At 57.3% G+C, this 25889-nt stretch carries 22 protein-coding genes; 1 reads left to right on the top strand and 21 read right to left on the bottom strand.

Annotated elements, in window-relative coordinates; translation table 11 throughout:
* Positions 1–107 precede the first annotated feature (107 nt).
* The 4 genes from argJ to U5J94_RS08030 form a co-directional block, all read right to left on the bottom strand.
* On the bottom strand, positions 108–1316 hold the full coding sequence (gene argJ / locus U5J94_RS08045) for a bifunctional glutamate N-acetyltransferase/amino-acid acetyltransferase ArgJ (protein WP_322565125.1): 1209 nt from the start codon (positions 1314–1316) through the stop codon (positions 108–110).
* Positions 1317–1337: 21 nt separating this feature from the next.
* Positions 1338–4049, bottom strand: coding sequence for a preprotein translocase subunit SecA (gene secA / locus U5J94_RS08040; RefSeq protein ID WP_322565124.1), 2712 nt, complete (start codon positions 4047–4049; stop codon positions 1338–1340).
* An 80-nt stretch (positions 4050–4129) separates the two neighbouring features.
* Entirely contained in the window at positions 4130–5287 is a 1158-nt protein-coding gene (locus U5J94_RS08035; RefSeq protein ID WP_322565123.1) for a CapA family protein, read from the bottom strand.
* Between the two features lie 32 nt (positions 5288–5319).
* Complete coding sequence (locus U5J94_RS08030; RefSeq protein WP_322565122.1) at positions 5320–6255, bottom strand: M23 family metallopeptidase; 936 nt, start codon at positions 6253–6255, stop codon at positions 5320–5322.
* 82 nt (positions 6256–6337) lie between these two features.
* Here U5J94_RS08030 and U5J94_RS08025 point away from each other — a divergent pair, with 82 nt between their 5' ends.
* Complete coding sequence (locus U5J94_RS08025; protein ID WP_322565121.1) at positions 6338–6793, top strand: DUF721 domain-containing protein; 456 nt, start codon at positions 6338–6340, stop codon at positions 6791–6793.
* A gap of 141 nt (positions 6794–6934) precedes the next feature.
* Here the strand turns inward: U5J94_RS08025 and lpxC are convergent, their stop codons facing one another.
* The 17 genes from lpxC to mraZ all read right to left on the bottom strand — a co-directional run bounded on the left by lpxC (position 6935) and on the right by mraZ (position 25687).
* On the bottom strand, positions 6935–7846 hold the full coding sequence (gene lpxC / locus U5J94_RS08020; RefSeq protein ID WP_322565120.1) for a UDP-3-O-acyl-N-acetylglucosamine deacetylase: 912 nt from the start codon (positions 7844–7846) through the stop codon (positions 6935–6937).
* Positions 7847–8094: 248 nt separating this feature from the next.
* Positions 8095–9240: a cell division protein FtsZ gene (gene ftsZ / locus U5J94_RS08015; RefSeq protein ID WP_322565119.1), complete on the bottom strand. Its 1146-nt coding sequence runs from the start codon at positions 9238–9240 to the stop codon at positions 8095–8097.
* A 63-nt stretch (positions 9241–9303) separates the two neighbouring features.
* The gene (gene ftsA / locus U5J94_RS08010) at positions 9304–10539 is read right to left on the bottom strand and encodes a cell division protein FtsA (RefSeq protein ID WP_322565118.1); all 1236 of its coding nucleotides are present in this window, start codon (positions 10537–10539) and stop codon (positions 9304–9306) included.
* 24 nt (positions 10540–10563) lie between these two features.
* Entirely contained in the window at positions 10564–11316 is a 753-nt protein-coding gene (locus U5J94_RS08005; RefSeq protein WP_322565117.1) for a cell division protein FtsQ/DivIB, read from the bottom strand.
* Positions 11300–12292, bottom strand: coding sequence for a D-alanine--D-alanine ligase (locus U5J94_RS08000; protein ID WP_322565116.1), 993 nt, complete (start codon positions 12290–12292; stop codon positions 11300–11302). The genes U5J94_RS08005 and U5J94_RS08000 overlap by 17 nt, the downstream gene beginning before the upstream one ends.
* Entirely contained in the window at positions 12279–13199 is a 921-nt protein-coding gene (murB, locus tag U5J94_RS07995; protein ID WP_322565115.1) for a UDP-N-acetylmuramate dehydrogenase, read from the bottom strand. The genes U5J94_RS08000 and murB overlap by 14 nt, the downstream gene beginning before the upstream one ends.
* Before the next feature lie 4 nt (positions 13200–13203).
* On the bottom strand, positions 13204–14652 hold the full coding sequence (gene murC / locus U5J94_RS07990; protein ID WP_416223977.1) for a UDP-N-acetylmuramate--L-alanine ligase: 1449 nt from the start codon (positions 14650–14652) through the stop codon (positions 13204–13206).
* On the bottom strand, positions 14645–15733 hold the full coding sequence (gene murG, locus U5J94_RS07985; RefSeq protein ID WP_322565114.1) for an undecaprenyldiphospho-muramoylpentapeptide beta-N-acetylglucosaminyltransferase: 1089 nt from the start codon (positions 15731–15733) through the stop codon (positions 14645–14647). Before murG ends, murC begins: the two co-directional genes overlap by 8 nt.
* Complete coding sequence (gene ftsW / locus U5J94_RS07980; RefSeq protein ID WP_416223983.1) at positions 15730–16908, bottom strand: putative lipid II flippase FtsW; 1179 nt, start codon at positions 16906–16908, stop codon at positions 15730–15732. Before ftsW ends, murG begins: the two co-directional genes overlap by 4 nt.
* Positions 16909–16931: 23 nt before the next feature.
* A complete protein-coding gene (murD, locus tag U5J94_RS07975; RefSeq protein WP_322565112.1) occupies positions 16932–18293 on the bottom strand; it encodes a UDP-N-acetylmuramoyl-L-alanine--D-glutamate ligase in 1362 nt (453 codons plus the stop codon).
* Positions 18294–18317: 24 nt separating this feature from the next.
* Positions 18318–19400, bottom strand: coding sequence for a phospho-N-acetylmuramoyl-pentapeptide-transferase (gene mraY / locus U5J94_RS07970; protein ID WP_322565111.1), 1083 nt, complete (start codon positions 19398–19400; stop codon positions 18318–18320).
* Positions 19400–20785, bottom strand: a complete 1386-nt coding sequence (locus U5J94_RS07965; protein WP_322565110.1) for a UDP-N-acetylmuramoyl-tripeptide--D-alanyl-D-alanine ligase — start codon at positions 20783–20785, stop codon at positions 19400–19402. Before U5J94_RS07965 ends, mraY begins: the two co-directional genes overlap by 1 nt.
* The gene (locus U5J94_RS07960) at positions 20782–22308 is read right to left on the bottom strand and encodes a UDP-N-acetylmuramoyl-L-alanyl-D-glutamate--2,6-diaminopimelate ligase (protein ID WP_322565109.1); all 1527 of its coding nucleotides are present in this window, start codon (positions 22306–22308) and stop codon (positions 20782–20784) included. Before U5J94_RS07960 ends, U5J94_RS07965 begins: the two co-directional genes overlap by 4 nt.
* A complete protein-coding gene (locus U5J94_RS07955) occupies positions 22305–24032 on the bottom strand; it encodes a peptidoglycan D,D-transpeptidase FtsI family protein (RefSeq protein ID WP_322565108.1) in 1728 nt (575 codons plus the stop codon). Before U5J94_RS07955 ends, U5J94_RS07960 begins: the two co-directional genes overlap by 4 nt.
* Positions 24029–24295, bottom strand: coding sequence for a cell division protein FtsL (ftsL, locus tag U5J94_RS07950; protein ID WP_322565107.1), 267 nt, complete (start codon positions 24293–24295; stop codon positions 24029–24031). Before ftsL ends, U5J94_RS07955 begins: the two co-directional genes overlap by 4 nt.
* Positions 24292–25224: a 16S rRNA (cytosine(1402)-N(4))-methyltransferase RsmH gene (rsmH, locus tag U5J94_RS07945; protein ID WP_322565106.1), complete on the bottom strand. Its 933-nt coding sequence runs from the start codon at positions 25222–25224 to the stop codon at positions 24292–24294. The genes ftsL and rsmH overlap by 4 nt, the downstream gene beginning before the upstream one ends.
* Positions 25225–25228: 4 nt before the next feature.
* The gene (gene mraZ, locus U5J94_RS07940; protein ID WP_322565105.1) at positions 25229–25687 is read right to left on the bottom strand and encodes a division/cell wall cluster transcriptional repressor MraZ; all 459 of its coding nucleotides are present in this window, start codon (positions 25685–25687) and stop codon (positions 25229–25231) included.
* Positions 25688–25889 lie beyond the last annotated feature (202 nt).

Here is a 25889-nt window from a genome sequence, read left to right as displayed (position 1 = left end):
GAGAAGCTTGCAGGTGTTTCAACTTGGAATTCTCCGCGCCTCTGCGACTCCGCGTCCTCCGCGTTATATCCAGCGCCGCTGGCCAACATGACCTGATCGACGGATTGCTAGGTTCGGTATTCGGCGTTGATGCGCACGTAGTCGTAGGAGAAGTCGCAGGTCCAGACGGTGGCCGTGGCATCGCCGCGCTGCAGATCCACGGTGACGGTGATCTCGTCCTGATTCATCACCCGCTGGCCCTGTTCCTCGGTATAGCCGGCGGCGCGTCCGCCCGCCTCGGCCAGCAGCACGTCGTCCAGCCACAGGCTGACGCTTTCGACATCCAGTTCCGCGAGTCCGGCCCGGCCGACCGCGGCCAGCAGTCGGCCCCAGTTGGGATCGCTGGCGAAAAAGGCGGTCTTGACCAGCGGCGAATGGGCGATCGTATAGGCCACAGCCAGGCATTCGGTCTCGTCGCGTCCGCCGTTGACCACGAGATTGATCAGTTTGGTAGCCCCTTCGCCGTCGCGCACGATGGCCCGGGCCAGTGCCACACAGACATCCTGCAGGGCCTCGGACAGCGCTTTGGCCTCGACACTGCCGGCGGTCACGTTGACGCCGCTGGCCCCCGTGGCCGCCAGCAGACAGGCATCGTTGGTGGAGGTGTCACCGTCGACCGTGATCCGGTTGAAGGAGTGGTCCACCGCCTGCTGCAGCAGTTCCTGCAGCAAGGGCGCCTCGAGCGCCGCATCGGTGGCGATAAAGGCGAGCATGGTCGCCATATCCGGGCGAATCATGCCGCTGCCCTTGGCCATCCCGGTGAGCGTGACCGTGCGCCCCGCCAGGGTGAGCTGGCGGGAGACGAGTTTGGGGACGGTGTCGGTGGTCAGGATGCCGTGGGCCGCCTGGTCCCAGCCCGCCGCACCCAGCGCCGCACAGGCCGCCGGCAGGCCCTCGGTAATCCGTGTCACCGGCAACGGCTCGCCGATCACCCCGGTGGAGAACGGCAGCACCTCCTGAGTCTGACAACCGACCTGCTCGGCCAGCGCCGCGCAGCACTGACGGGCATCGGCCAGGCCGGCCGCGCCGGTGCCGGCATTGGCGTTACCGGTGTTGATCAGCAAATAGCGCGGCTGGCGCTGTTGCAAATGCTCGCGGGCGACGCTGACCGGGGCGGCGCAAAAAGCGTTGCGGGTGAAGACCGCGGCCGCCGTGCTTCCCGGGGCCAGCGCCATCACCACCAGATCGCGACGGCCCGGTTTTTTGATCCCGGCGCACGTCGTACCCAGCCGGATGCCGGGCACCGGTTCGAAGGCGGGATTGTGGGCATCAGCCATCGACGCGACTCCGTGACGGCGTCAGCTCAGCTTGCCGTGGCACTGTTTGTACTTCTTGCCCGAGCCGCAGGGGCAGGGTTCGTTGCGCCCGACCTTGCGCCCTTCCCGGACATAGGGAGTGGCGGCCGGGGCCGGCGCGGCGGCGGGCTCTTCCTCGCTCATGGCGCTGATCTCCCGATGCTGGAACTCCATGGCGTCGGCGTGTTGTTGCTGGCGGCGTTGCTGCTCCAGCGCATCCACGTCATCCTCGCTGCGTACCCGCAACCGGCTGAGAATGGTGATCGCCTCCTGCTTGATGCGATCCAGCATTTCCGTAAACAGCTGGAAGGATTCACGCTTGTATTCCTGCTTGGGGTTCTTCTGCGCATAGCCGCGCAGATGAATGCCCTGACGCAGCTGATCCATCATGGCCAGGTGTTCACGCCACTGCCCGTCCAATACCTGCAGCATCACCGCCTTTTCAACCTGGCGCATGACTTCACTGCCGACGCTCTCTTCCTTGGCGGCATAGGCCGCTTCGATCTCGGCCAGGACTTTCTCGCGCAGGGACTCTTCATGCAGACTGGCGTCCTCTTCCAGCCACTGGCGGACCTCCAGCTTGAGGCCGAACTCCGCTTCGATCATCTCTTCCAGGCCCGGCAGATCCCACTGCTCCTCGAGGCTCTGCGGCGGCACATACGGAGTGACCATGTTGTAAACCACGTCCTCGCGAATCGCCTTGACGGTGTCGCTGATGTCTTCGGCCGACAACAGTTCGTTGCGTTGCTCGTAGATCACCCTGCGCTGGTCGTTGGCGACATCGTCATATTCCAGCAGCTGCTTGCGCAGATCGAAGTTATGGCCCTCGACCTTGCGCTGGGCATTTTCGATCGCCCGGCTGACCCATGGATGTTCGATGGACTCGCCCTCTTTCATACCCAGACGCTGCATCAACCCGGAGACCTTCTCCGAGGCGAAGATGCGCATCAGGCTGTCTTCCAGGGACAGATAAAAGCGCGAGGAGCCGGGATCGCCCTGGCGTCCGGAGCGACCGCGCAACTGGTTGTCGATACGCCGCGACTCGTGGCGCTCGGTGCCGATGATATGCAACCCGCCGGCGTCCACCACCTGATCGTGGCGCTGTTGCCAACCCTGGCGATGCTGTTCCAGCGCCTGTTCGTCCGCGGCTTCGAACTCCGCCAGTTCCGCGTCCAGGTTACCGCCGAGCACGATATCGGTACCGCGGCCGGCCATGTTGGTGGCGATGGTCACCGCGCCGGGGCGCCCGGCCTGGGCGATGATCTCGGCCTCGCGGGCATGCTGCTTGGCATTCAATACTTCGTGCTGAATCTGCTCTTTTTGCAGCACACCGGAGAGCAATTCCGACACTTCGATCGACGTGGTGCCGACCAGCGCCGGTTGGCCGCGCTGCTTGCAATCGCGAATGTCATCCAGGATGGCCTGAAACTTCTCCTGCTGGGTAAGATAGACCTTGTCCACCATATCCTGGCGAATCATCGGCTTGTGGGTCGGGATCACCACCACTTCCAGCCCGTAGATGGTCTGGAACTCGTAGGCTTCGGTGTCGGCGGTCCCGGTCATGCCCGACAACTTGTCGTAGAGCCGGAAAAAGTTCTGGAAGGTAATCGAGGCGACGGTCTGGTTCTCGCGCTGGATCTCCACCCCCTCCTTGGCTTCCACCGCCTGGTGCAGCCCGTCGGACCAGCGCCGGCCCGGCATGGTGCGCCCGGTGAACTCGTCGACGATGACCACTTCGTTATCCTGCACGATGTAATCCACATCTTTCTGGAACAGCACATGCGCGCGCAGCGCGGCGTTAACATGGTGCAGCAGGCCGATGTTGGCGGCATCGTAGAGACTCTCGCCCTCTTCAAGCAGCCCGACTTCGGTGAGCAACTCTTCCACATGCTGGTGGCCTTCCTCGGTCAGGTAAATCTGCTTGTTCTTTTCCTCGACGCTGTAGTCGCCGGGACCGTCTTCCTCTTCCTGTTTGGTCAGCTTGGGAACCAGCGCGTTGATCTTGTGATAATGCCCGGAACTGTCTTCGGACGGCCCGGAGATAATCAACGGTGTGCGGGCCTCGTCGATGAGAATCGAGTCCACTTCGTCGATTACGGCAAAGCCCAGCTGACGCTGGAATTGCTCCTCCTTGCTGAACGCCATGTTGTCGCGCAGATAATCAAAACCGAACTCGTTGTTGGTGCCGAAGGTAATATCCGCGGCGTAGGCGGCTTTCTTGTCTTCAAACGGCATGCCGGAGCCGATGGTGCCCACCGACATCCCCAGAAATTCGTACACCTTGCCCATCCACTCGGCATCACGGCGGGCCAGATAATCGTTGACGGTCACCACATGAACGCCGGTTTGTGGCAGGGCATTCAGATAGCAGGCCAGGGTCGCCATCAGGGTCTTGCCTTCGCCGGTGCGCATTTCGGATATCTTGCCCTGATGCAGCACCATGGCACCGATCAACTGCACATCGAAATGGCGCATCCCCAGCGTCCGCACCGCCGCTTCGCGCACTACGGCGAAAGCCTCCGGCAACAGGTCGTCCAGTTTCATCCCGTCGGCCAGCCGCTGGCGAAATTCGACAGTTTTGTTTTGCAGCTCGGCATCGGAGAGGGCCTGCATGTCCGCTTCCAGCGCGTTGATGCGCTCGACGGTTTTACCCATCTGCTTGACCAGGCGCTCGTTACGGCTGCCGAAAACTTTTTTCAGGAATGGTTTGAACATAAATTTGCCTGTTGCAAGCTTTGGTGTAAGGGCTCACTTACTGGTTGGAGTATTGTGCCTGGAAAAATCTTTTTCCTGCTTTAAAACCGGGTATTGTACCGATCGTCGCGGGTTTTGTCCGCTTTCAGCGCAAACGGAACGGACAGGGGATAGAGATGGCCCCGGTGATCGAAGGCCAGCGAGGCGCGCGGGAAATCCTGCTGCGACAGGCGTGCGATCAGCCCCGCGGCACGCCGCTGCGCATCCCGGACCGGTCCCTGCGGGCGCTGCTGGACAAACGAATGAATCCGCCCCTCGATAAAGCGGCCCCGCGAATCCAGCCGCGCCTCGAGTAACGGCGCCAGACCCTTGCGGCCGCTCACGCTCATCCCCTGATAGGTGGCGAAATTCCCCAGGCTGTAGGCAATCAACCGGCCGCGGTAGAGCTCCATTGCCCGCGGCACGTGGGGACCGTGGCCGATTACCAGATCGGCGCCGGCCTCCACCGCCCGACGCGCAAAGGCGACCACATCCCCGCGCCGTTCGCCGTAATAGTGCTCTTCGGCAAAGGGCAGATGCAGGGCCTCCTCCCCCTCGGCGCCGCCGTGGAACGAGACCAGCACAATATCGTGCCGACGCTTGAGCGCATTCACCAGGGCGACCATGCGCGCCGTATCCAGCATGTCATGCGAGTCGATAAACGGGGCAAACGCGATGGCCGCCACCCGCAGTCCGTTAACCGTCCAGCTGGCGACATCCCCCCGGCGACCGGTATGCCGGATGCCGTGGCGGCGCAAGATCTGCATACTCGCCTCGCGGCCCGCCTCGCCGAAATCCCGGGCATGGTTGTTGGCCAGGCTCATGAGGGTAAAACCGGCTTGTTGCAGGTGCGCGGCATAGCGCGCGGGGGAGCGAAACAGGTAACAGGCCGCGGGATTCTGACAGGTTTTCACCGGCTCGCCGCCGTCCATCAGCACCCCTTCCAGGTTGCCAAAGGCAATATCGGCCTCACGCAGCACCGGTGCGACCTCGCGTAACAGCTCGGCGCCGTCTTCGGGCGGCAATCGGGGGTACGGAAAGTCGGTGCCCAGCATCACATCCCCGACCGCCGCAACGGTCAATACGCTGCGAGACGGCTGCGGATGCGGCTGCGGTTCGGACTGTATTTCACGGGTCGGTTCGGAGGGTGTTGTCGAGCAGGCCGCCAGCAACAACGCCGGCAGGAGGGCCCAAAACGGCAACAAACGACTGGCGGACATACGGATTAGCCGTCAGCAGGACGCAACACAGCTTAATTGCTGGCCATGATGTATTTTTTGGGATCGACAGTACGGCCGTTGAGCAACACTTCCAGGTGAACGTGCGGACCGGTAGAACGCCCCGAACTGCCCATTTTGGCAATCACCTGGCCCTTTTTGATGGTGTCACCGACTTCCACCAGGTTTTCCTTGTTGTGCCCGTAACGGGTCACATAGCCCTTGCCGTGGTTCACCTCGACCAGTCGGCCGTAGCCGGAGCGCTTGCCGGAATAGGTGACCACCCCGGCCGCCACGGCCACCACCTCGGAGCCTTCCTTGCCGGCGAAATCGATACCCGAATGATGGGTGCGTCGGCCATTGAAGGGATCGGTGCGCATACCGTAATAGGACGACAGCCAGCCGCGTTTGATAGGCCGCCCTGCCGGGACCACTTCGGCCTGCAGGTTGCGGGTCATGATCATCTCTTCCAGTACACCGAGCTGCTGGCTGCGGTCGTCGATTTTCGAAGACAGTTCTTCCAGCGATTCAATGAAATCCGGCACATTGATCGAATCAGCGGACAGCTGTTCGCTGCTTGATACAGGCCCGCCCTGGGCCGGAGCCTGCTCGAAATTGAATTCGCCGCCATCCAGATTGGCCATCTGGGTCAGGCGCTGTCCCAGCGCATCCAGCCTGACCACATGGGACTGCAGATTGCCCAGACGCAGTGCCAGCGCGTCCATGCTGTCCTGCGCGTTGCGGGTCACTTCCTCGATTCGCAAGCGCTGGGCATCGAGTTCCGATTGCAGGGCCAGGTTCAGATCGTCCGGGTTCGCTTTCATATGCGCGACGCCCAGATAATAGCCCACACCCATGAACGCCGCCGGCATCACAATGGCAGTGCTCAGAACAAGGCTGATCAGGCGATGTTTACTCAGGGTCCACAACCCCGAACAGCCTTTTTTCCGTCTCAGAACAACGATATTCATAGTGACAACACAGCTCTTGTTATTTTAATGTGAGGTTAAAGTGAATTTTCCGATTAACCGGGCAAACCCTTCATAATCCAGTATGAATACTCCCAGACCATTGTACAAGCTCCTGCACGGAGAAAAGACCCGGCTTGCGGACCTGGTCACAACCACCCGCCAGTTGCGGCGACTCAATCAGCATCTGTTAGCGGTGCTCGCTGCGCCGCTGACGGATCATTGCCAGGTGGCCCGCTATGATACCGAACAACTGATTATCCAGGTGGACTCACCGGTCTGGGCGTCGCGTTTGCGTTATTACGTTCCCACCCTGCTGCAAGAGCTTAAGCAAAATATCCCTGATTTACAAGGACTTAAATCCATAAAAATCCATGTCGCCCCGGCCACGCCGACGCCGGTCGAAAAGCCCCCGGACAAACGCGAGATTACCCCCGCCGCCAGCCGAAATATCCAGGCCATGGCCGAGGCCATTGACGATCCCGTCCTGCGCGAGGCCCTGCAACGATTAAGTCGGCCCCGTCGGACCGGGGATAAATAAGTAACTCTTATACATTCGACTCGAATGATAAGCTTTTCGGGTCGCGATCTTCCGGATCCGCGCACCAGTCCCACATGATTCGTCCCGCCCAAATAAAAACACCGGCGATTGCCGGTGCTTTTGGGGTGTCACAACGCGGTTTCAGGTGACCTGAACCGGCTGGACAAAGGAGATGGGCGCCTTGGCCGGATCCTCGAAAGTTACCTCTTCCCAGGCTTCTTTGTTGGCCAGCAACTCGCGCAACAGGCGGTTGTTCAGGGCATGGCCGGATTTGTGGCCGCTGAAGGCACCGATCAGGCTGTGTCCCAGCAAATAGAGATCGCCGATGGAATCCAGAATCTTGTGTTTGACGAATTCGTCCACATAGCGCAGACCGTCCTCATTCAGTACCCGGTATTCATCCACGACAACTGCATTGTCGAGGCTGCCGCCCAGCGCCAGATTATGGGCCCGCAGGTTCTCAATCTGGCTCATGAAACCGAAGGTCCGGGCCCGGCTGACCTCCTTGACGAAGGAGGTAGTGGAAAAATCGATCATCGCAGTCTGATTTTGATCCTTGAACACCGGGTGGTCAAAATCAATGGTGAACGACACTTTGAACCCCTCGAACGGTTCAAAGCGCACCCATTTATCGTCTTCTTCAATCACGATCGGCTTTTTAATCCGGATGAACCGTTTTGGTGCCTTTTGCTCCTGAATGCCAGCCGATTGCACCAGAAACACAAAGGGGCCGGCACTGCCGTCCATAATCGGTACTTCCGGCGCATTCAGATCAATATAGGCGTTGTCGATGCCCAGCCCGGCCAGAGCCGACAGCAGGTGCTCCACGGTGGAGACCCGAATGCCGTCCTTGATCAGGGTGGTAGACAGGGTCGTATCCCCGACATTCTCGGGAACGGCCGGGATTTCAACCGGTTCCGGCAAGTCCACGCGTCTGAAAATAATGCCCGTATCCGCTGCAGCTGGTCGAAGGGTGAGGTAGACTTTTTCACCGGTGTGCAGACCCACGCCGGTGGCGCGAATGACATTTTTCAGTGTACGCTGGTTAATCACTAGCCGTTTTCTCCTTTTTGATTCTCAGGTCTTCCTGGGCGATGCAAAATTCAGGCCTGCTTCACTACGAACGAGTGCGTGGGCGTAAGTATAGCACCGCGAGAAAACCCGCATAATAAAACAAGTTCACATCTTACAGCAACTTATGGCGATAAACGGCGATTTCAGGGAAAACTTGATACCTCTATCACAGATAAATCCGCTACCTCCGTCACAGAAGCGTCCCGCCTCTGCGGCGGCAGCAGCATTCAGTCCGCCTGACGCCGCAGGAACGCCGGAATATCCAGATACTCCATATCCCCGTCACCCTGGCGAGAGCCTTTGCCTTCGGCCGCCCCCTTGTTGCGCATGACCGTCGGGCGATCCAGCTGATTGTAATCCACCTCGCCATCGCTTTTCTTGTTGACCACCAGTTTCGGCTTGTCGCCCTGTTTCAACTCGTTGCCCAGACCGGTTGCCACCACGGTAACCCGCAGCTCGCCGGACATCGCCGGATCAATCACGGTTCCCACCACGACCGTGGCGTTCTCGGAGGCAAACTGCTTGACCGTGTTACCCACCTCTTCGAACTCACCGATGGACATGTCCATCCCGGCGGTCACGTTGACCAGAATCCCGCGTGCCCCGGCCAGGTTGACGTCTTCCAGCAAGGGACTGGCAATCGCCGCTTCGGCCGCTTCGCGGGCCCGATCTTCACCGGAGGCCCGACCGGAACCCATCATGGCCATGCCCATTTCGGACATGACGGTTCGCACATCGGCAAAGTCGACGTTGATCAGACCCGGACGGGTGATCAGCTCGGCAATGCCCTGCACCGCGCCAAGCAACACATCGTTGGCCGCCTTGAAGGCATCCAGCAGGCTGATGTTCTTGCCCAGCACGCTGAGCAGTTTTTCATTGGGAATGGTGATGAGCGAATCGACGTACTGCTTGAGCTCATCCATCCCGGCCATGGCCACTTCCATGCGCTTTTTGCCTTCAAAGGGAAACGGCTTGGTGACCACCGCCACGGTGAGAATGCCCATGTCGCGGGCAATCTGCGCCACGATCGGCGCACCGCCGGTGCCGGTTCCGCCACCCATGCCGGCGGTGATAAAGACCATGTCGGCGCCTTCCAGCACTTCCTGGATGCGTTCACGATCTTCCATCGCCGCATTACGTCCGGTTTCCGGATTGGCCCCGGCCCCGAGTCCCTTGGTGACACCGCCACCCAGTTGCAACAGGGTCTTGGCAGAGCTGTTTTTCATGGCCTGGGCATCGGTATTGGCGCAGATGAAATCCACCCCTTCGATACTCTGGACCACCATGTGTTCGACGGCATTACCACCACCGCCACCTACACCGATCACTTTTATCACGGCGTTCTGACTGTAAGTATCCATTAGTTCAAACATTTCTTTACCCCTCCTCACTGACAACGCAGTTGGTTGTTACATTGTGTCTACGTCACAAATCCTTTAGAAATTTCCCTGAAACCAGCTCTTCATCCGTCGCAAGACGGTTGTAAAACCACCGCCCATGCGTGTTTCCGCTTCACGCAAGGCACGATTCTGATAACCGAACAGCAGTAACCCGACCCCGGTGGAATAAATGGGATTACGCACCACATCCACCAGCCCGCTGACATATTGCGGCAGGCCCTGGCGCACCGGCATGTGGAAGATCTCCTCGGCCAGTTCCACCGTGCCTTCCATCTTGGAACTGCCCCCGGTCAGTACGATGCCGGCGGCACACAGATCCTCGAATCCGCTGCGACGCAACTCGGCCTGAATCAGCGTGAACAGCTCTTCGTAACGCGGCTCGACCACCTCGGCCAGGGTCTGGCGGGCAAGACGTCTTACCGGTCGTTCACCGACACTGGGCACTTCAATGGTTTCATCGGCGCTGGCCAGCTGGGTCAGCGCACAGGCGTATTTGATTTTGATCTCCTCGGCATGCTGGGTCGGCGTGCGCAGAGCCACGGCAATATCATTGGTCACCTGATCGCCGGCGATGGGAATCACCGCGGTGTGGCGAATCGCCCCCTCGGTGAACACAGCAATGTCGGTGGTGCCGCCGCCGACATCCACCAGGCAGACCCCCAGTTCCTTTTCGTCCTCGGTCAATACCGAATGGCTGGACGCCAGCTGCTCGAGAATGATGTCGTCCACTTCCAGTCCGCAGCGACGGACGCACTTGATAATGTTCTGCGCAGCACTCACCGCACCGGTCACCATGTGTACCTTGGCTTCCAGGCGCACGCCGGACATGCCGATCGGCTCACGGATGCTTTCCTGATCGTCGATAATGAATTCCTGCGGCATAATGTGCAGCACCTTTTGATCGGCCGGTATCGCGACCGCCCGCGCCGCATCGATCACCCGTTCGACATCGTACTGGGTCACTTCCTTGTCCCGGATCGCCACGATGCCGTGCGAGTTAAGGCTGCGGATATGGCTGCCGGCGATTCCGGCATAGACCGAGTGGATCTGACAACCGGCCATCAGTTCCGCTTCCTCCACCGCGCGCTGGATCGACTGCACCGTGGATTCAATATTCACCACCACACCCTTTTTCAGACCGCGGGACGGATGCGAACCCAGCCCGATAATTTCGATATCATTCTCCGGGGTAACCTCACCGACAATCGCAACCACCTTGGAGGTGCCGATATCGAGTCCGACGATCAGGTTTTTTTCTGTTTTCTTAGACATTCAATGTCACTCCCGAACGCGTTTTCATGTCCTGTTCTGTTCCCATGCCACCGCCATGCCGTTGGTGTAGCGCAAATCAATCCGTGTCACGCGACCTTTGTCCAGCGAACTAAGCCGGGGGTAAACCCGGACGAAGCGCGCCAGACGTTCAAATTCATGTTCACGCCCCAGTTTCAGGTGAATGCCGTTATCCAGGCTGATTCGCCACGCCTGGCGTTGATCCAGTTTCAATTTCACAATCTGCATTCCCAGTGGTGCCAACAATCCGGAAAAACGTTGATGGGCATCCCGCATTTTGCCGCTCAATTTTTCCGGCCCCTGGAAAACCGGAAGATCCGGGGGAAAGGTTGATGCAGCCGGTTTGAATATGTCGCCGTTCCGGTTTAGCAACCCGCCAGCCGCCCAGACAGCCAGGGGTTGTTGTTCAATAAAATGGATTGCCAGCGTATCGGGCCAGATGCGTCGCACGGTCGCATGTTTAATCCAGGGCAGACTCTCGACCTGTTGCTGCACGGCGGCCACATTGATATCGAAATAACCGACACCGGATAAACTTTTCGAAAGCGGATTGAGCATGGCCTCGGTTACATTGACAAAGCTCCCCTGCACGCGAATTTTATCCACCGGTACGTTCAGCGGATTAACCAGGCTCTGGATACCCCAGTACAGCAATACCCCCGACAATATCACCGACAGAATCAGCAACAGTCGCCCGGGGCGAAATTTGAAAAGCTCCCCGCCTTGCATAAGTACTGCCTGGTTAGCCCGCGCCGACATGGCCACCTCCATGCTGATGGTCGCCGTTATGGCCTTCCAGTGTCTGGGCAAGAATTGCGTAAACCAGCTGATCGAAGTCCATACCAATAGCTCTGGCCGCCATGGGAACCAGGGAGTGATCGGTCATGCCCGGCACGGTATTCAGTTCAATTACCCAGGGCTTGCCGTCTTCCGAGCAAAGAATGTCAACCCGTCCCCAGCCACGCGCTCCCACCGCCTTGAAAGCCGCCAGAGCCAAACGCTGCAATTGACCTTCCTGTTCGGGATCCAGTCCGCAGGGACATAAATAACGGGTCTGATCCGACTGGTATTTGGCCTCGTAGTCATAAAACTCATTCGGGGTTTCGAGTTTAATCACCGGCAACGTCTGTTCGCCCAGTATGGTCACGGTATATTCGCCGCCCTCGATCCAGCGTTCGGCAATGACCGCGCCGGGAAATTGCGCGGCCGTCGTATAAGCGTCACGCATCTGCTGCGGCTCATTAACCCGGGTCATGCCGATACTTGATCCTTCCAGCGCCGGTTTGACCATCAGCGGCAAGCCCAGACTGGCGACCACATACTCCGGATCGGTATCGTCATCCAGCACCATGTAATCCGGCGTCGGCAACCCGGCGGCCTCGAGAATCATCTTGCTGCGCAATTTGTCCATGGCCAGTGCCGAGGAGAGCACGTCGCTGCCGGTATAGGGGATATCCATCACCTCAAGGACCGCCTGGATTCGACCATCCTCACCGCCGGGACCATGCAAGACAATAAAGGCGCGATCGTAATTACCCGCTTCCAGCGTCTGCAGGACAGTCTCTTTATTAACGTCAATACCCTGCGCATCGACACCACTGCGCAACAGGGCATCCAGTACCGCCTGACCGCTGCGCAACGAGACCGCCCGTTCGGCGGACCAGCCACCCATCAATACCGCGACCTTGCCAAAGGCCCGCGGCTCGATAGTTTTGTTGTCCTCAGTCACGCTCATGCGGTTCTCCGACAATCTGCACTTCCCTGACAAGTTTGATGCCGCTTGCCTGTTGCACTTCATCGGCAACCCGTTCAATCAACAGTTCAATATCCCGGGCCGTGGCCGTCCCGGTATTGATAATAAAATTGGCGTGTTTTTCCGACACGCAGGCCCCGCCGACGCAGGTGCTTTTCAAGCCGCACTGTTCGATCAGGCGGGCCGCATAATCCCCCGGCGGATTGCGGAACACCGATCCCGCATTGGGCTGACTGGTCGGCTGCGTCGCGCCGCGCCGGGCCAGATGCTGTTTAATCTGTTGCAAGCTCTGGCTGGCATCGCCGGCTTCAAGCTGCAACGTGGCACCGACGAACCACTCATCCACTCGGCCGCGAACATGACGATAACTTGTCTCGAATTTATCAGCCTGACGGAGCCTCAGATTGCCCTGGCGATCGATCATCTTCACCGATTCAACGATGTTCCAGGTTTCCCCGCCCATGGCACCGGCATTCATGGCCAGAGCCCCGCCAAAGGTGCCGGGAATACCGCAGAGAAATTCGGCGCCGTGCAATCCCCGCCGGGCCGTTTGTCGGGCCACCTGCGGGGAGGCCACACCAACTTCCACATACACCCGGTTATCTTCCAGCCACTCGATACCGTTGAGCACACCACTGGTACAGATCACCGTGCCGCGAATACCGCCATCACGCACCAGCAAATTACTGCCCAGCCCCAGCCAGAACAGCGATTCCCGGGCCGGCAACTGCTGCAACAACTGCTGCAGATCGGCGACATCCGCCGGCCGATAGAAATGCTCGGCCACGCCGCCCACGCGCCAGGATGTATGGCGGCTCATCGGTTCAAGCTGTTTCATTTCGCCCCGCAGTTGCATGGTCCCGGTCTCTATTGTGTCCATCTGCATCATGTTGTTACTGCCCGCTCAACTGCTGCTCGAGTCGGGCCGCCGCGGCGCCAATGTTCCCGGCCCCGAGTGTCAGTACAATATCCCTGTCCTGTAATACCCCGTTCAACACCGCCGGCAACTCATCCAGCTCTTCGACAAAAATCGGTTCAACCTGGCCCCGCGTCCGAATGGCGCGGGTCAATGAGCGTCCGTCGGCCCCGTTAATGGGTGTCTCACCGGCGGGATACACTTCCAGCAAGACCAGGGCATCCACTTCCGACAGTACCCGGGTAAAGTCTTCAAACAGGTCCCGGGTACGGGTATAGCGGTGCGGTTGAAATACGACGACCAGGCGCCGTTCGGGCCAGCCGGCGCGGATCGCCTGAATGGTTGCTTCCACTTCGCGCGGATGATGACCGTAATCATCAACATGAATCACCCGCCCCTGGGCAAGTTCATACTCCCCATAGATCTGGAAACGGCGGCCGATCCCCTGGAAATTATCCAGCGCCCGGGCAATATGCTGGTTTTCGATGCCGATCTCATGCGCGACCGCGATCGCCGCCAGCGCATTCAGAACATTGTGATGTCCCGGCATATTCAACGTGACATCAAAATGTTCACCTGAATCGCGCTGTACAATTGTAAAATGAGTCTGGTTTGCCACCTGGGTAATATCGACCGCGCGCACATCCGCGTCCTCGTTCAGCCCATAGGTAATCATGGGCCGACTGATGTGCGGCATCAGATCGCGAATTTCCTCGTCATCAATACATACCACCGCCAGGCCGTAAAACGGCAGGTGATGCAGAAACTCGACAAAGGTCTGGCGCAGTTTTTCAAAATCCCCGCCGTAGGTTTCCATATGATCCGCATCGATATTGGTTACGATGGCCATCATCGGTTGCAGATGCATAAACGAGGCATCGCTTTCATCGGCTTCCGCCACCAGATAGCGCCCGCTGCCCAGACGTGCATGGGTACCGGCACTGTTGAGACGCCCGCCAATCACAAATGTCGGGTCCACGCCGCCTTCGGCCAGGACGCTGGCAATCAGGCTGGTTGTCGTGGTTTTGCCGTGGGTTCCGGCTACGGCAATGCCGTAACGAAAGCGCATCAGTTCGGCGAGCATCTCTGCGCGCGGTACCACCGGAATACGCTGCTGGTGCGCGGCCCTGACCTCCGGGTTATCCGCAACAATCGCGCTGGAGATCACCACCACATCGCAGTTGCGGATATTTTCCGCGGCATGTCCCTGAATAATAGTTGCCCCCAGTTGGGCCAGATGACGGGTCACGGCATTTTCATGAATATCCGAACCGGTAACCTCGTAACCGAGATTGATGAGTACTTCGGCGATCCCGCCCATGCCGACACCACCGATGCCGACAAAATGAATACAGTTAATCCGCCCCATACCCGGTTCACCCTGACCGGAGGGCAGATCGGTGAAGCGTCTCAGCTGTTTAGCCATGCATCACCTCCAGACAGCGCTGACCCACGATCCGGGTGGCATCGGGCATAGCCAGTTGACGAGCCCGTTGTGCCATATCCAGTAATCGGTCCCGGCCCTGTTCCAGCAATTCCCGTAATACTGAGGCCAGGCGTTCGCTGTTGAACTCGGCGGCCAACATTACTCTGGCCGCACCGGCCTTCTGCAAATAGCGGGCGTTGGCCGTCTGATGATCATCCACTGCATAGGGGTACGGCACCAGGATGGAAGCCAGACCTGCAGAAGCGAGTTCAAAAACGGTCAGGGCGCCGGCGCGGCAGATCACCAGATCCGCCCATTCGAACGCTTCGGCCATATCCTCAATAAACATGACGGTCTGGGCCTCGACACCGGCCGAGGCATACGCCTGCCGGGCCGACTTCAGTTTATCCTTGCCGGCCTGATGTCGAACCGTGACCGGCATCTGTGCCGGTAGCCGGCTGAGTGCTTGCGGCACGGTTTCATTCAGAACCTGCGCACCAAGGCTTCCGCCGACAACCAGAATACGAATTGCCCCCTCGTGTCGGGCAAAGCGTTGTGCCGGTTGCGGTAAATCCACAATGTCCTGACGCACCGGATTACCGGTGTGCAGGACTTTGTCATTTTTAAAGCTACCCGGAAACGCCTCCATCACCTGCAAGGCCAGATGGCTGAGCAAACGGTTGGTCAGTCCCGGAATGGCATTTTGTTCGTGGATCAATAATGGCCGGCGTAACAACCAGGCGGCCAGCCCCCCGGGGCCGGTGACGAAGCCGCCCATTCCCAGTACGGCATCCGGTTTGAGTCGCAGACAAATCGCTACCGCCTGTAACAATGCATAGGAGAGTTTAAACGGTGCGAATAATAATCCGGACAGACGTTTGCCCCGCAAGCCACTGACGGAAATAAATCGGATACTGAAACCCGCCTGCGGAACAACCCGTGACTCCAGCCCCCGGCGTGTACCCAGCCAATAGATCTCCACACCCTGGTCCTGGAGGTAACGTGCAACAGCCAGTGCCGGGAAGACATGCCCTCCCGTGCCGCCGGCCATAATCAAAATGCGTCGGGGATGGCGATTCATGAACGCCTCCCTTGCGGCATTTGATTACGACGATCATATTTTCGGGTTTCATAATCGATGCGAAGCAGCAAAGCCACGGCAATACACATGACCAGCAAACTGCTGCCGCCATAACTCATCAAGGGTAGTGTGAGACCTTTGGTGGGCAATACACCCATATTGACACCGATATTGATAAACGCCTGCACACCGATCCAGATTCCCAGGCCATAGGCCACATAACCGGCGAATGGCTGCTCACGTTTCTCGGCACGGCGACCGATACTCAGCGCCTTGTAAATCACAAACAAATACGCCACTACCACCAGTATTACCGCAAACAGTCCCAACTCTTCGGCCATGACAGCGAATAAGAAATCAGTATGTGCTTCGGGCAGATAAAACAGTTTCTGGATGCTCGATCCGAGCCCCACGCCGAACCATTCACCACGACCAAAGGCAATCAGGGCCTGGGTCAGCTGAAAGCCGCTATCATAAGGGTCAGCCCAGGGATTCAGAAATGTTGTCAAACGCTGTAACCGATAGGGTGAAGTCAGAGCCAACAAGGCCAGCGCACTGGTCAAAGACATCAGCAATAATATGAACTGGGTAAAGCGCACGCCGCCAAGCCACATCATGCCAAAAGCCGTCAGAAACAGGACCACGACTGCGCCATAATCGGGTTCCAGCAACAACAACAGACCCAGCAGGGTCAGCAGGATAAGCGGCCGTAGAAATCCGACAACCCGCGAACGTACTTCCCCGTGATGACGGACCAGATAACCGGCCAGATAAATTACCGAAAATAGCTTGACGAATTCAGAGACCTGCAAGGAGAGTGGACCCAGCATAATCCAGCGTTGACTGCCATTGACCTCACGTCCCAGTCCGGGAACGAAAACCAGCATCAGTAACAGAATGCTTAGCAATATAAGCGGCATTCCACTCTTTTCCCATATTTCCATCGGCACGCGTATTATGGCACCGGCGGCAATCAGCCCGATTATCATGTAGCCCAACTGACGCCAGAAAAAATAGAAGGGATCATTGACCATTTTTTCAGCGATTGAAGTTGATGCCGAACCGACCATCACCAGCCCAAGACATAACAGGGACAGAACGACAAGTAACAATGGCTTGTCAACCACATCCAGCAGACGCACTTGCTCATTCCGGTTATCCGGCTTTTGAAACAAGCTGGCGATGTGAGTTGCTGTTATCACTGACACAGGCTCCTGACACACTCGATAAACGTATCGCCGCGATGTTCAAACCCGTTAAACATGTCAAAGCTGGCGCAGGCCGGGGATAACAATACCGCGTCATTCGTTCGGGCCATTTGCGCCGCTTTATTAACGGCTTCCTGCATGGTGCCGGCACTTGCAACCGGTATCACATCACCCAATGCGTTTCGCAGGGATGGCGCATCCTCGCCAATCAGAACAATGCCCCTGGTTCGCCGCGCCACAACATCGCGCAAAACACTAAAATCCTGTCCCTTACCCTGGCCGCCCATAATCAGGACCAGTTTTTCACCCGGGATCCCTTCAATGGCGGCAATCGCCGCACCGACATTGGTCGCCTTCGAATCATTAATCCAGGTCACGCCGTTGTGTTGTCCCAGCCACTGGCACCGATGCGGCAGTCCGGCAAAATTCCGTAGCGCATCAGTCATAACCTCTGACGTCAGACCGGCTGCCTCCCCGAGAGCCAGAGCCGCCAGGGCATTGGCCAGATTGTGTTCACCGGTGATTTTCAGATCATCGACGGCAATCAGCATCTGGTGACCCCGGCATAACCAGCGTTCCGCATCCTGCTGACAAATCCCGTAGTTATCGCCTTCAGGCATCCCCAGACTGAAACTGATCTGCTTACGCCCGGCACAAAACAGTCGAGCGGTTGCCATCACTTTTTCATCATCGGCATTGACCACCAGCACACCGGAGCCATAGAAAATTCTGGCCTTGGCCGCCGTGTAGTCCGCCAGGGTGTCATAACGATCCAGATGATCTTCGCTGATATTGAGTAATGCTGCCGCGACCGGATCCAGTGACTCGGTGGTCTCAAGCTGAAAACTGGACAGTTCCAGCGCGCAGATCTGATTGTCTTCTTTGAGCAGTTCCAGTGCCGGCTTCCCGATATTGCCGCCGACACCCGCCTTGATACCGGCCTTGTGAAACATCTCGCCAACCAGGGTGGTCACCGTACTTTTTCCATTGGAGCCGGTAATCGCCACCACCGGCACATTGACAAACCACGCAAACAACTCGATATCACCAATAATTTTTGCGCCTCTGGCACATGCCTCAACAATCAATGGCTCGCGTAACGATATTCCCGGACTGACCAGGATGATATCCGCACGACGGAACGCCAGCTCATCAAAACCACCGACAAACACTGCCATATCGGGCAATTCTTTCTGCAATGCAGACAGGCAGGGCGGCTCGCCCCGACTGTCTGTGATCGCAATATCAATCTCATAGGCCGACAAAAAGCGAGCACAGGAGAGACCCGTCTGGCCCAGACCGACGATCAGGACCTTCTTGTCTTGCAAGTACTCTGCTGCCTGTCTGCTCATTGTCATGTGTGTTGCCAGCATTAGTTATCGAATCTTCAACGTTGCCAAACCGATCAACACCAGAATGACGGTAATAATCCAGAAGCGGACGATCACTCGCGGTTCCGGCCAGCCTTTTAACTCAAAATGATGATGTAGCGGTGCCATGCGAAATATTCGCTTGCCGGTCAGTTTGAATGATAAAACCTGCAAAACAACCGAAAGGGTTTCCACAACAAAAACGCCGCCCATAATAAATAAAACAAGCTCTTGTCGGACAATTACGGCCAAAACTCCCAGTGCGGCACCGAGGGCCAACGCACCAACGTCACCCATAAATACCTGCGCCGGATAAGTGTTAAACCAGAGAAATCCGAGGCCGGCACCAACCAGCGCCCCGCAAAAGATCACCAGTTCACCGGCACCGGGAACGTTGGGAATCTGCAGATATTCAGAAAAGCCGGCATGTCCGGATGCATAGGCGAATATCCCCAACGCCCCGCCAACCATGACCGTCGGCAATATGGCCAGGCCATCCAGACCGTCCGTCAGGTTTACCGCGTTGCTTGACCCGACAACGACAAAATAGGTCAACAGCACATAAGCGATCATACCCATTTCGATGGAGATGCTCTTGAAAAACGGCACAATCAATTGTGTCTCAACCGGCAGTGCCGTCTGGTATAAATAGATGCCAACGGCAATAGCGATAACCGACTGCCAGAAGTACTTCCAGCGTGCGACCAGACCACGCGGATCTTTTTTAACCAGTTTTTTATAATCATCGATCCAGCCGATCACGCCAAACAGGAAAGTAGTCAGAATAACCACCCAGACATAGCGATTACCCAGATCCGACCACAGAAGCGTGCTGATCGCGATAGCAATCAAAATCAGGGCACCCCCCATAGTCGGTGTGCCCGCTTTGATTAAATGGGTTTGTGGGCCATCATCCCGAATCGGCTGACCGAGGCTGAACGTTCCCAGACGACGAATCATCCATGGCCCAACGAGCAAGGAGATAACCAATGCGGTCAAGACACCCAGAATGGCCCGCAGCGTCAAATAATTAAACACATTGAAGCCGCTGTAAAACTCCTGCAGGTATTGTGTCAGATGGTATAGCATCAGTTTTTCCTGTTATGACCTGCTTCACACGCCGCAACAATTTTTTCCATCTGCATGCGCCGCGAACCTTTAACCAGAAGTGTGACATCGGATGTCAGATCGCTGCTGATCTGTTCAATCATCTCGTCGTGATCCGAGAAACTGTGCGCAGACTCGCCGAAAGAAGCGCCGGCATGACGCGCCAGCGATCCCAGGGTATACAGCCGTCGCACTCCACTTTCTCTCGCCTCCCTGCCGGCGTCACTGTGCAATGATTCGGCCTTGCCGCCCAACTCTTCCATATCCCCGAGTGCCAGGTAATGCTGGCCCGGAAATTCACGCAGAACATCCAGTGCCGCATACAGGGAAGTTGGGTTGGCATTGTAAGTATCATCAATAATCCGACTGCCCTTGATGCCGTCCTTTAGCTGTAAACGCCCACTAACCGGGCTCAGACTTTCCAGCCCCGCCTTGATTGCTGTCAAAGGCACATCCACGGCAATCGCGGCGGATATTGCCGCCAGGGCATTCATGGCATTATGTTTACCCAGTAATTTCAGCGTGACGCTCATATCGCCCGCCGGTGTAACAATCTCCATGCTCTGGCCATCTTTTTCGATCTTTATTTCGGCCCTGACATCCGACCCCGGCAGTGTGCCAAAACTGATAATGCGCCGCTGCTTATTCAGCTGTTTCCAGTAATCGGCATAGGTATCTTCATTGTTAACAACGGCAATGCCATCATCATCCAGACCCTGGTAAATCTCGCCCTTGGCATGTGCCACGCCTTCAACACTGCCAAAGCCTTCAAGGTGGGCCATACCGGCATTGGTGATCAACGCCACATCAGGCTGTGCAATCCGGGTTAAGTAGCCGATTTCACCGGGATGATTTGCTCCCATCTCGATAACTGCATAGCTATGTCGCGCATCAAGCTCCAGCAGCGTCAGGGGCATGCCAATGTCATTATTCAGATTGCCGCGAGTGGCCAGGACTTCACCCTGCCCGGACAATATACCGGCCAGCATCTCCTTGACCGTGGTTTTGCCATTGCTGCCGGTAATACCAATCAATCTGACGTTTAATCGCTGGCGCCATTGCGCTGCGAGTTCACCCAGCGCGAGCCGGGTGTCATTTACGACAATACAGTTCAGGCCCTCGACAGGCTGCTCGACCAGACAGGCTGCTGCACCGGTTTCAGCCGCCTGTTGTACAAAATCGTGCCCGTCAAAGTTCGGTCCTTTGAGTGCAATAAACAGCTGGCCATCGGCAATTCTTCGCGTATCCGTGGACACCCCGCGTATTTCAACATCCACGCCAATATAATCCGCCGCCAGCAGTTCGGCGATTTGCTTTGCCTTCATCTGCAGGCCGCGACCTATAATCTGTTCTGAATGCAGATTCATGCCTTTCGCCGTTTAAGCTGTAATTGTGCCTCGGCCAAATCACTGAACGGCCGCCTTTCATCGCCGACTTGCTGATAGTTCTCATGGCCTTTACCGGCCACCAGGATGACATCTTTTTCATCTGCGCCCTGAATGACGCTCTCGATAGCCTTTTGCCGATCCCGCTCGACATAGGCTTTGTCAGAGTCCGACATGCCGGACAGAATCTGCTCGATAATATCCACCGGGTTTTCATGCCGTGGATTGTCATTGGTCACGACAACCCGATCCGCATAAACTTCCGCAATCTTTCCCATCAGGGAACGTTTTTGTTTATCTCGTTCGCCGCCACAGCCAAAGACACACCACAGTGTTCCACGGGTATGCTCACGCAGGGCTTCCAGGACGTGTTGCAGGGCGTCGGGAGTGTGGGCGTAATCAATCACCACCAGTGGCTGACCGTTCCCACCCAGAGTTTCCATCCTTCCGCTCACAGTCCTGACGCTGGCCAGTCTGGTCAGTGCATCATCGAAGGCCAGCCCTTTGGCGAGCAATGCACCAAGTGCGGCCAACAGATTACTGATGTTAAAGCGCCCCAATAACTGTGTTCTGATCTCGCCGGTACCGTAAGCTGACTCGACCTTGAACTGCAGGCCGTCAGCAAGAATACGAATGTTCTGCGCCAACAGTGTCGGCTGGTATTCCGACTGCATCCCGTAGCTGATAACCTTGATCGAGTTATCCAGCGCTGCTTCAAACTCACGCCCATAGGCATCATCCCTGTTGATAACTGCTGTCTTCAGATCCGGGGTTCGAAACAGCTGTTGCTTGACACTGGCATAGCTTGCCATCTCGCCATGATAGTCCAGGTGTTCATGGGTCAAATTGGTAAATACGGCACAATCGAATTGCACCTGAGCCACGCGGCCCTGATCCAGAGCATGCGAGGAGACCTCCATCACAACGCTGGTCGCGCCCTGATCGCGCATTTTTGCCAGCCAGCAGTGATTGGCAATGACATCCGGTGTGGTGTGTCCGGAATCCTCCAGCTGTCCATACAATCCGCGACCCAGGGTGCCGATAATGCCGCACGGTTTTTCCTGCTTCAGCGCCTGTGCCACAAACTGGCTGCAGGATGTTTTGCCATTGGTGCCGGTAATGCCGACAACAAACAACCGCGACGAAGGGCTGCCGTAAAACCGATCGGCCAGTGTGCCCACTTGGCGGGACAGGTCTTTCAGAGTGACCACCGGCACCGTTTGGCCCGTGGAGGATGTTTTCCAGCTCAATGGCGTAACGCCGATCTCATCGCCGATACTCTCCCGCAAAATGGCGACCGCACCCTGCTCTATTGCCGTATCGATATAATCCGCGCCATCGACCTGACGCCCTTTCACTGCAACAAACAGACTTCCCGCAACCACTTGCCGTGAGTCCATGGTCATGTCCTTGATGGGACAATCCAGACTGGCGGGGATAGCCACGCGACCCTCGAGCAGCTCGCCCAGATACATCGCGGAATGTGTGCTCGGTACAGTCATCATGGGTGCTCTCCTGCTGCCTTGTCGCGCAGTGAAGCAAATTTGATATTGTCATTCACCAGGTTATCCGGTGCGATGTCGAACAGACGCAACGCGCCACCCATGACCCGGGAGAAGACCGGCGCGGCAACCTGACCACCGTAATAATCCTCACCGGAGGGTTCATCAATTGTGACAACCATGGCAATACGCGGATTGCTGGCAGGTGCCATACCGGCGAATACCGCGATATATTTTTCCGCAGTGTAGCCGTCACTCATCACTTTTTTGACTGTTCCGGTTTTCCCGGCCACCCGGTAGCCGGGAACCCTGGCACGTGTGCCGGTACCGCCCTCATTGGTAACGGTCTCCAGCATGTTCACCATATTTCTGGCCACTTTTGCATCGATAATGCGCTTGCCCTGCACAGGTTCATTGACCCGCACGAAGCTGACCGGCTTGATAACCCCCTGATTGGCGATCGCGGCATAAGCTCTTGTCAGTTGCAGCGGTGTCACTGCAAGCCCATAACCAAATGCCAGCGTCGCCTGTTCGATATCACCCCAGGTTGCGGCGGGCTTCAGTACGCCACCGGCTTCACCGGGAAACCCGCTGCTGGTGACCATACCAAACCCCAATTGATCGAAAACGCGCCAGATCTTTTTGGGCTCCAGCGACAAGGCCAGCTTGCTGGCACCTACATTGCTCGACTTCTGGATGATTCGGGTCAGATTGATGCGGCCGTAGTTACGAACGTCGCGTATCGTATTCCCGCTCACCTGATAATAACCGGGAGCCGTGTCGATCAGGCTGTCGGGGTTATAGTTCCCGCTCTGCAGGGCAGCGACCACGGTAAAGGGCTTGATGGTCGAGCCCGGCTCAAACACATCCGTAACAGCACGATTACGGACTTTTTGGCTCTGGAGGTTACCGCGATTGTTCGGGTTATAGGCGGGCTGGTTGACCATCGCCAGCACTTCACCGGTTTTAACATCCAGAATCACGGCGGAGCCGGATTTGGCCCCACTACCAATCACCGCGCGCTTTAATTCACGATAGGCCAGATATTGCAGACGCCGGTCGATACTCAGGGCCAGATCCTGGCCTGGCCGGGGCTTTTTCAATAGTTCCACATGCTTGACCACCCGACCCAGGCGATCCCGGATCACACGCTGGCTGCCTGCTTCACCGCTTAACCATTTGTCGAAGGCCAGTTCCAATCCTTCCTGGCCCTGATCATCGATATCCGTGAATCCCACAACATGGGAAACCACTTCAGCCATGGGATAATAGCGCTGATACTCACGCTGCAGGGAAACACCCGGGATGCCCAGATCCATGACCCGTTCCGCCCGCGCGGGTTCTACATGCCGTTTTATATAGACGAACTCCTTATCCTGGCGTTGTGCGATACTTGTCACCATATCCCTGACATCAAGATTGAGCAGCTTCGCCAGCTTCGGCCACTGTGGCTGGGCCACGGCAAACTCGGCCGGGTTGACCCAGACCGAATCAACCGGTGTGCTGATTGCCAACGGCTCGCCATGGCGATCGGTGATCATGCCGCGATGAGCCGCCAGGGGCAGTTCACGCAGATAGCGGGCATCACCCTGATCCTGCAGAAAGGCTTTTCTGACCACATGCAGATCGACAGCGCGCCACACCAGGACAAACGTCACCGACAGCAATACCAGCATGACGGTAATCAGGCGAAAGGCCGAAGCCGGTTTGTATACCTGCACGTTCATGGCTTGAGGATGATTACCTGTTTATAGTCGAGCGGTTTCATATTCAGTTTCTTGCGCGCCAGTTCCTCGATACGTCCGTGCGTTGCCCAGGTACTCTGTTCCAGTTGCAACTGCCCCCATTCCACGTTCAGATCATCCCGAACCTGCTTGAGCTCGGTCAGTTCCACGAACAGCTTGCGACTGTAATGGGTCGAATACACGACGCCCACAGCCGAGGCGAGCACGGCCAAAATCAGCGGAATCAGCATCCATTCAGCTTTCATGACAGCTTCTCCGCAATACGCAATACAGCGCTGCGTGCACGTGGATTTTTCGCAACCTCCTCATCACCGGCCTGCTGCGCCTTGCCGATGAGCTTCATCTTCGGCTTGAGCTGACTCTGCATCACCGGCAGATCGGGCGGAAAATCGTCCCCCTTGCTCTGCTTGCGCATAAACTGCTTGACCCGGCGATCTTCCAGTGAGTGAAAGCTGATCACCACGAGTCGTCCCCCCGGCACGAGCAGATCGATGATCTGCGACAGGCACTCATCCAGCTCGTCCAGCTCCTGGTTGATATAAATACGAATCGCCTGAAAGGCGCGGGTGGCCGGATCCTTGCCTTTTTCCCAGGCCGGGTTGGCCGCCGCGACAATCGCGGACAGTTGTTTGGTGGTGGTAATCGGTTGTTCATTGCGTGCGGCAACGATCGCCCGGGCAATACGCCTGGCAAAGCGTTCCTCGCCATATTCCTTCAATACGCGGGCAATTTCCTTTTCGCCGGCGTCGGCCAGCCACTGGGCGGCCGTCGGGCCGCGGCTGGTATCCATACGCATGTCCAGCGGACCCTCTTTCTGGAAACTGAAGCCGCGCGTGGCATCGTCGAGCTGGGGTGAAGAGACCCCCAGATCCAGCAGGATACCGTCAACCTGTTCCCAACCCTGTTCGGCGATATGGGGCGCCATATGGGCAAAGGAATCCTGGACGAGATGAAAACGTGAATCGTGTGAGAATTTATCCTGCGCGGTGCGCAGGGCTTCGGGGTCCTTGTCAAAGGCGAGCAGACGACCGTCGTCACTCAGGCGCGCGAGAATAGCCGCACTGTGGCCACCGCGCCCGAAGGTGCCGTCGATATAACGACCGTCCGGTTTGATATTCATACCCCTTATCGCCTCTTCCAGCAGAACGGGCAAATGGTCCTGTTTGCCGTTCATGGTTTCATAAAGACAGTGTTTCCAGCTCAGCGGACAGCTCTGACTCCTCCTCGTTTTCCTGGCTGATCCAGCGATCGCGTTGCTCGTTCCAGGTCTGTTCGTCCCAGATTTCGAACTTGTTGCCTTGCCCGGTCAGGGCAATGCGTTTATCCAGTTTGGCGAATTCACGAAGTGGCGGCGGGATAAGGATGCGGCCGTGACTGTCCAGCTCCAGCTCGGTGGCATGGCCGATCAGCAGACGCTGCAGGCGGCGGGCGGTGGCGTTGAGGTTCCCCAGCCGAACGAGCTTGCGCTCGATCTCTTCCCATTCGGGCAACGGATACAGTAACAGGCACGGATCACTGCGATCGACAGTAATCACCAGTTGCCCGTCGGACTGCTCGAGCACACCATCCCGATATCGACTCGGCATGGCCATGCGGCCCTTGGCATCCAGGCTGAGTGTGTTGACGCCACGAAACACGTTGGTTTCCCCGGGGATGAAATCCCATTAATTCCCACATTGATCCACTTTGATACACTATAGGTAGCAATATGCCCAAGTGTCAAGCAAACAGCGCCACAAAAGCGGGAATTCTTTCTTGTCTGACAGTAACTTAGCGGCACTCAACCGTGGTGGGAGGGGTACAAAAACACTTTTTGATGGGGGTGAGTATAACGAAAAA

The organism is Thiohalophilus sp., assembly GCF_034522235.1.
In the GTDB taxonomy this organism is placed as follows: domain Bacteria; phylum Pseudomonadota; class Gammaproteobacteria; order UBA6429; family Thiohalophilaceae; genus Thiohalophilus.
This window is presented reverse-complemented; position numbering and strand designations above follow the sequence as displayed.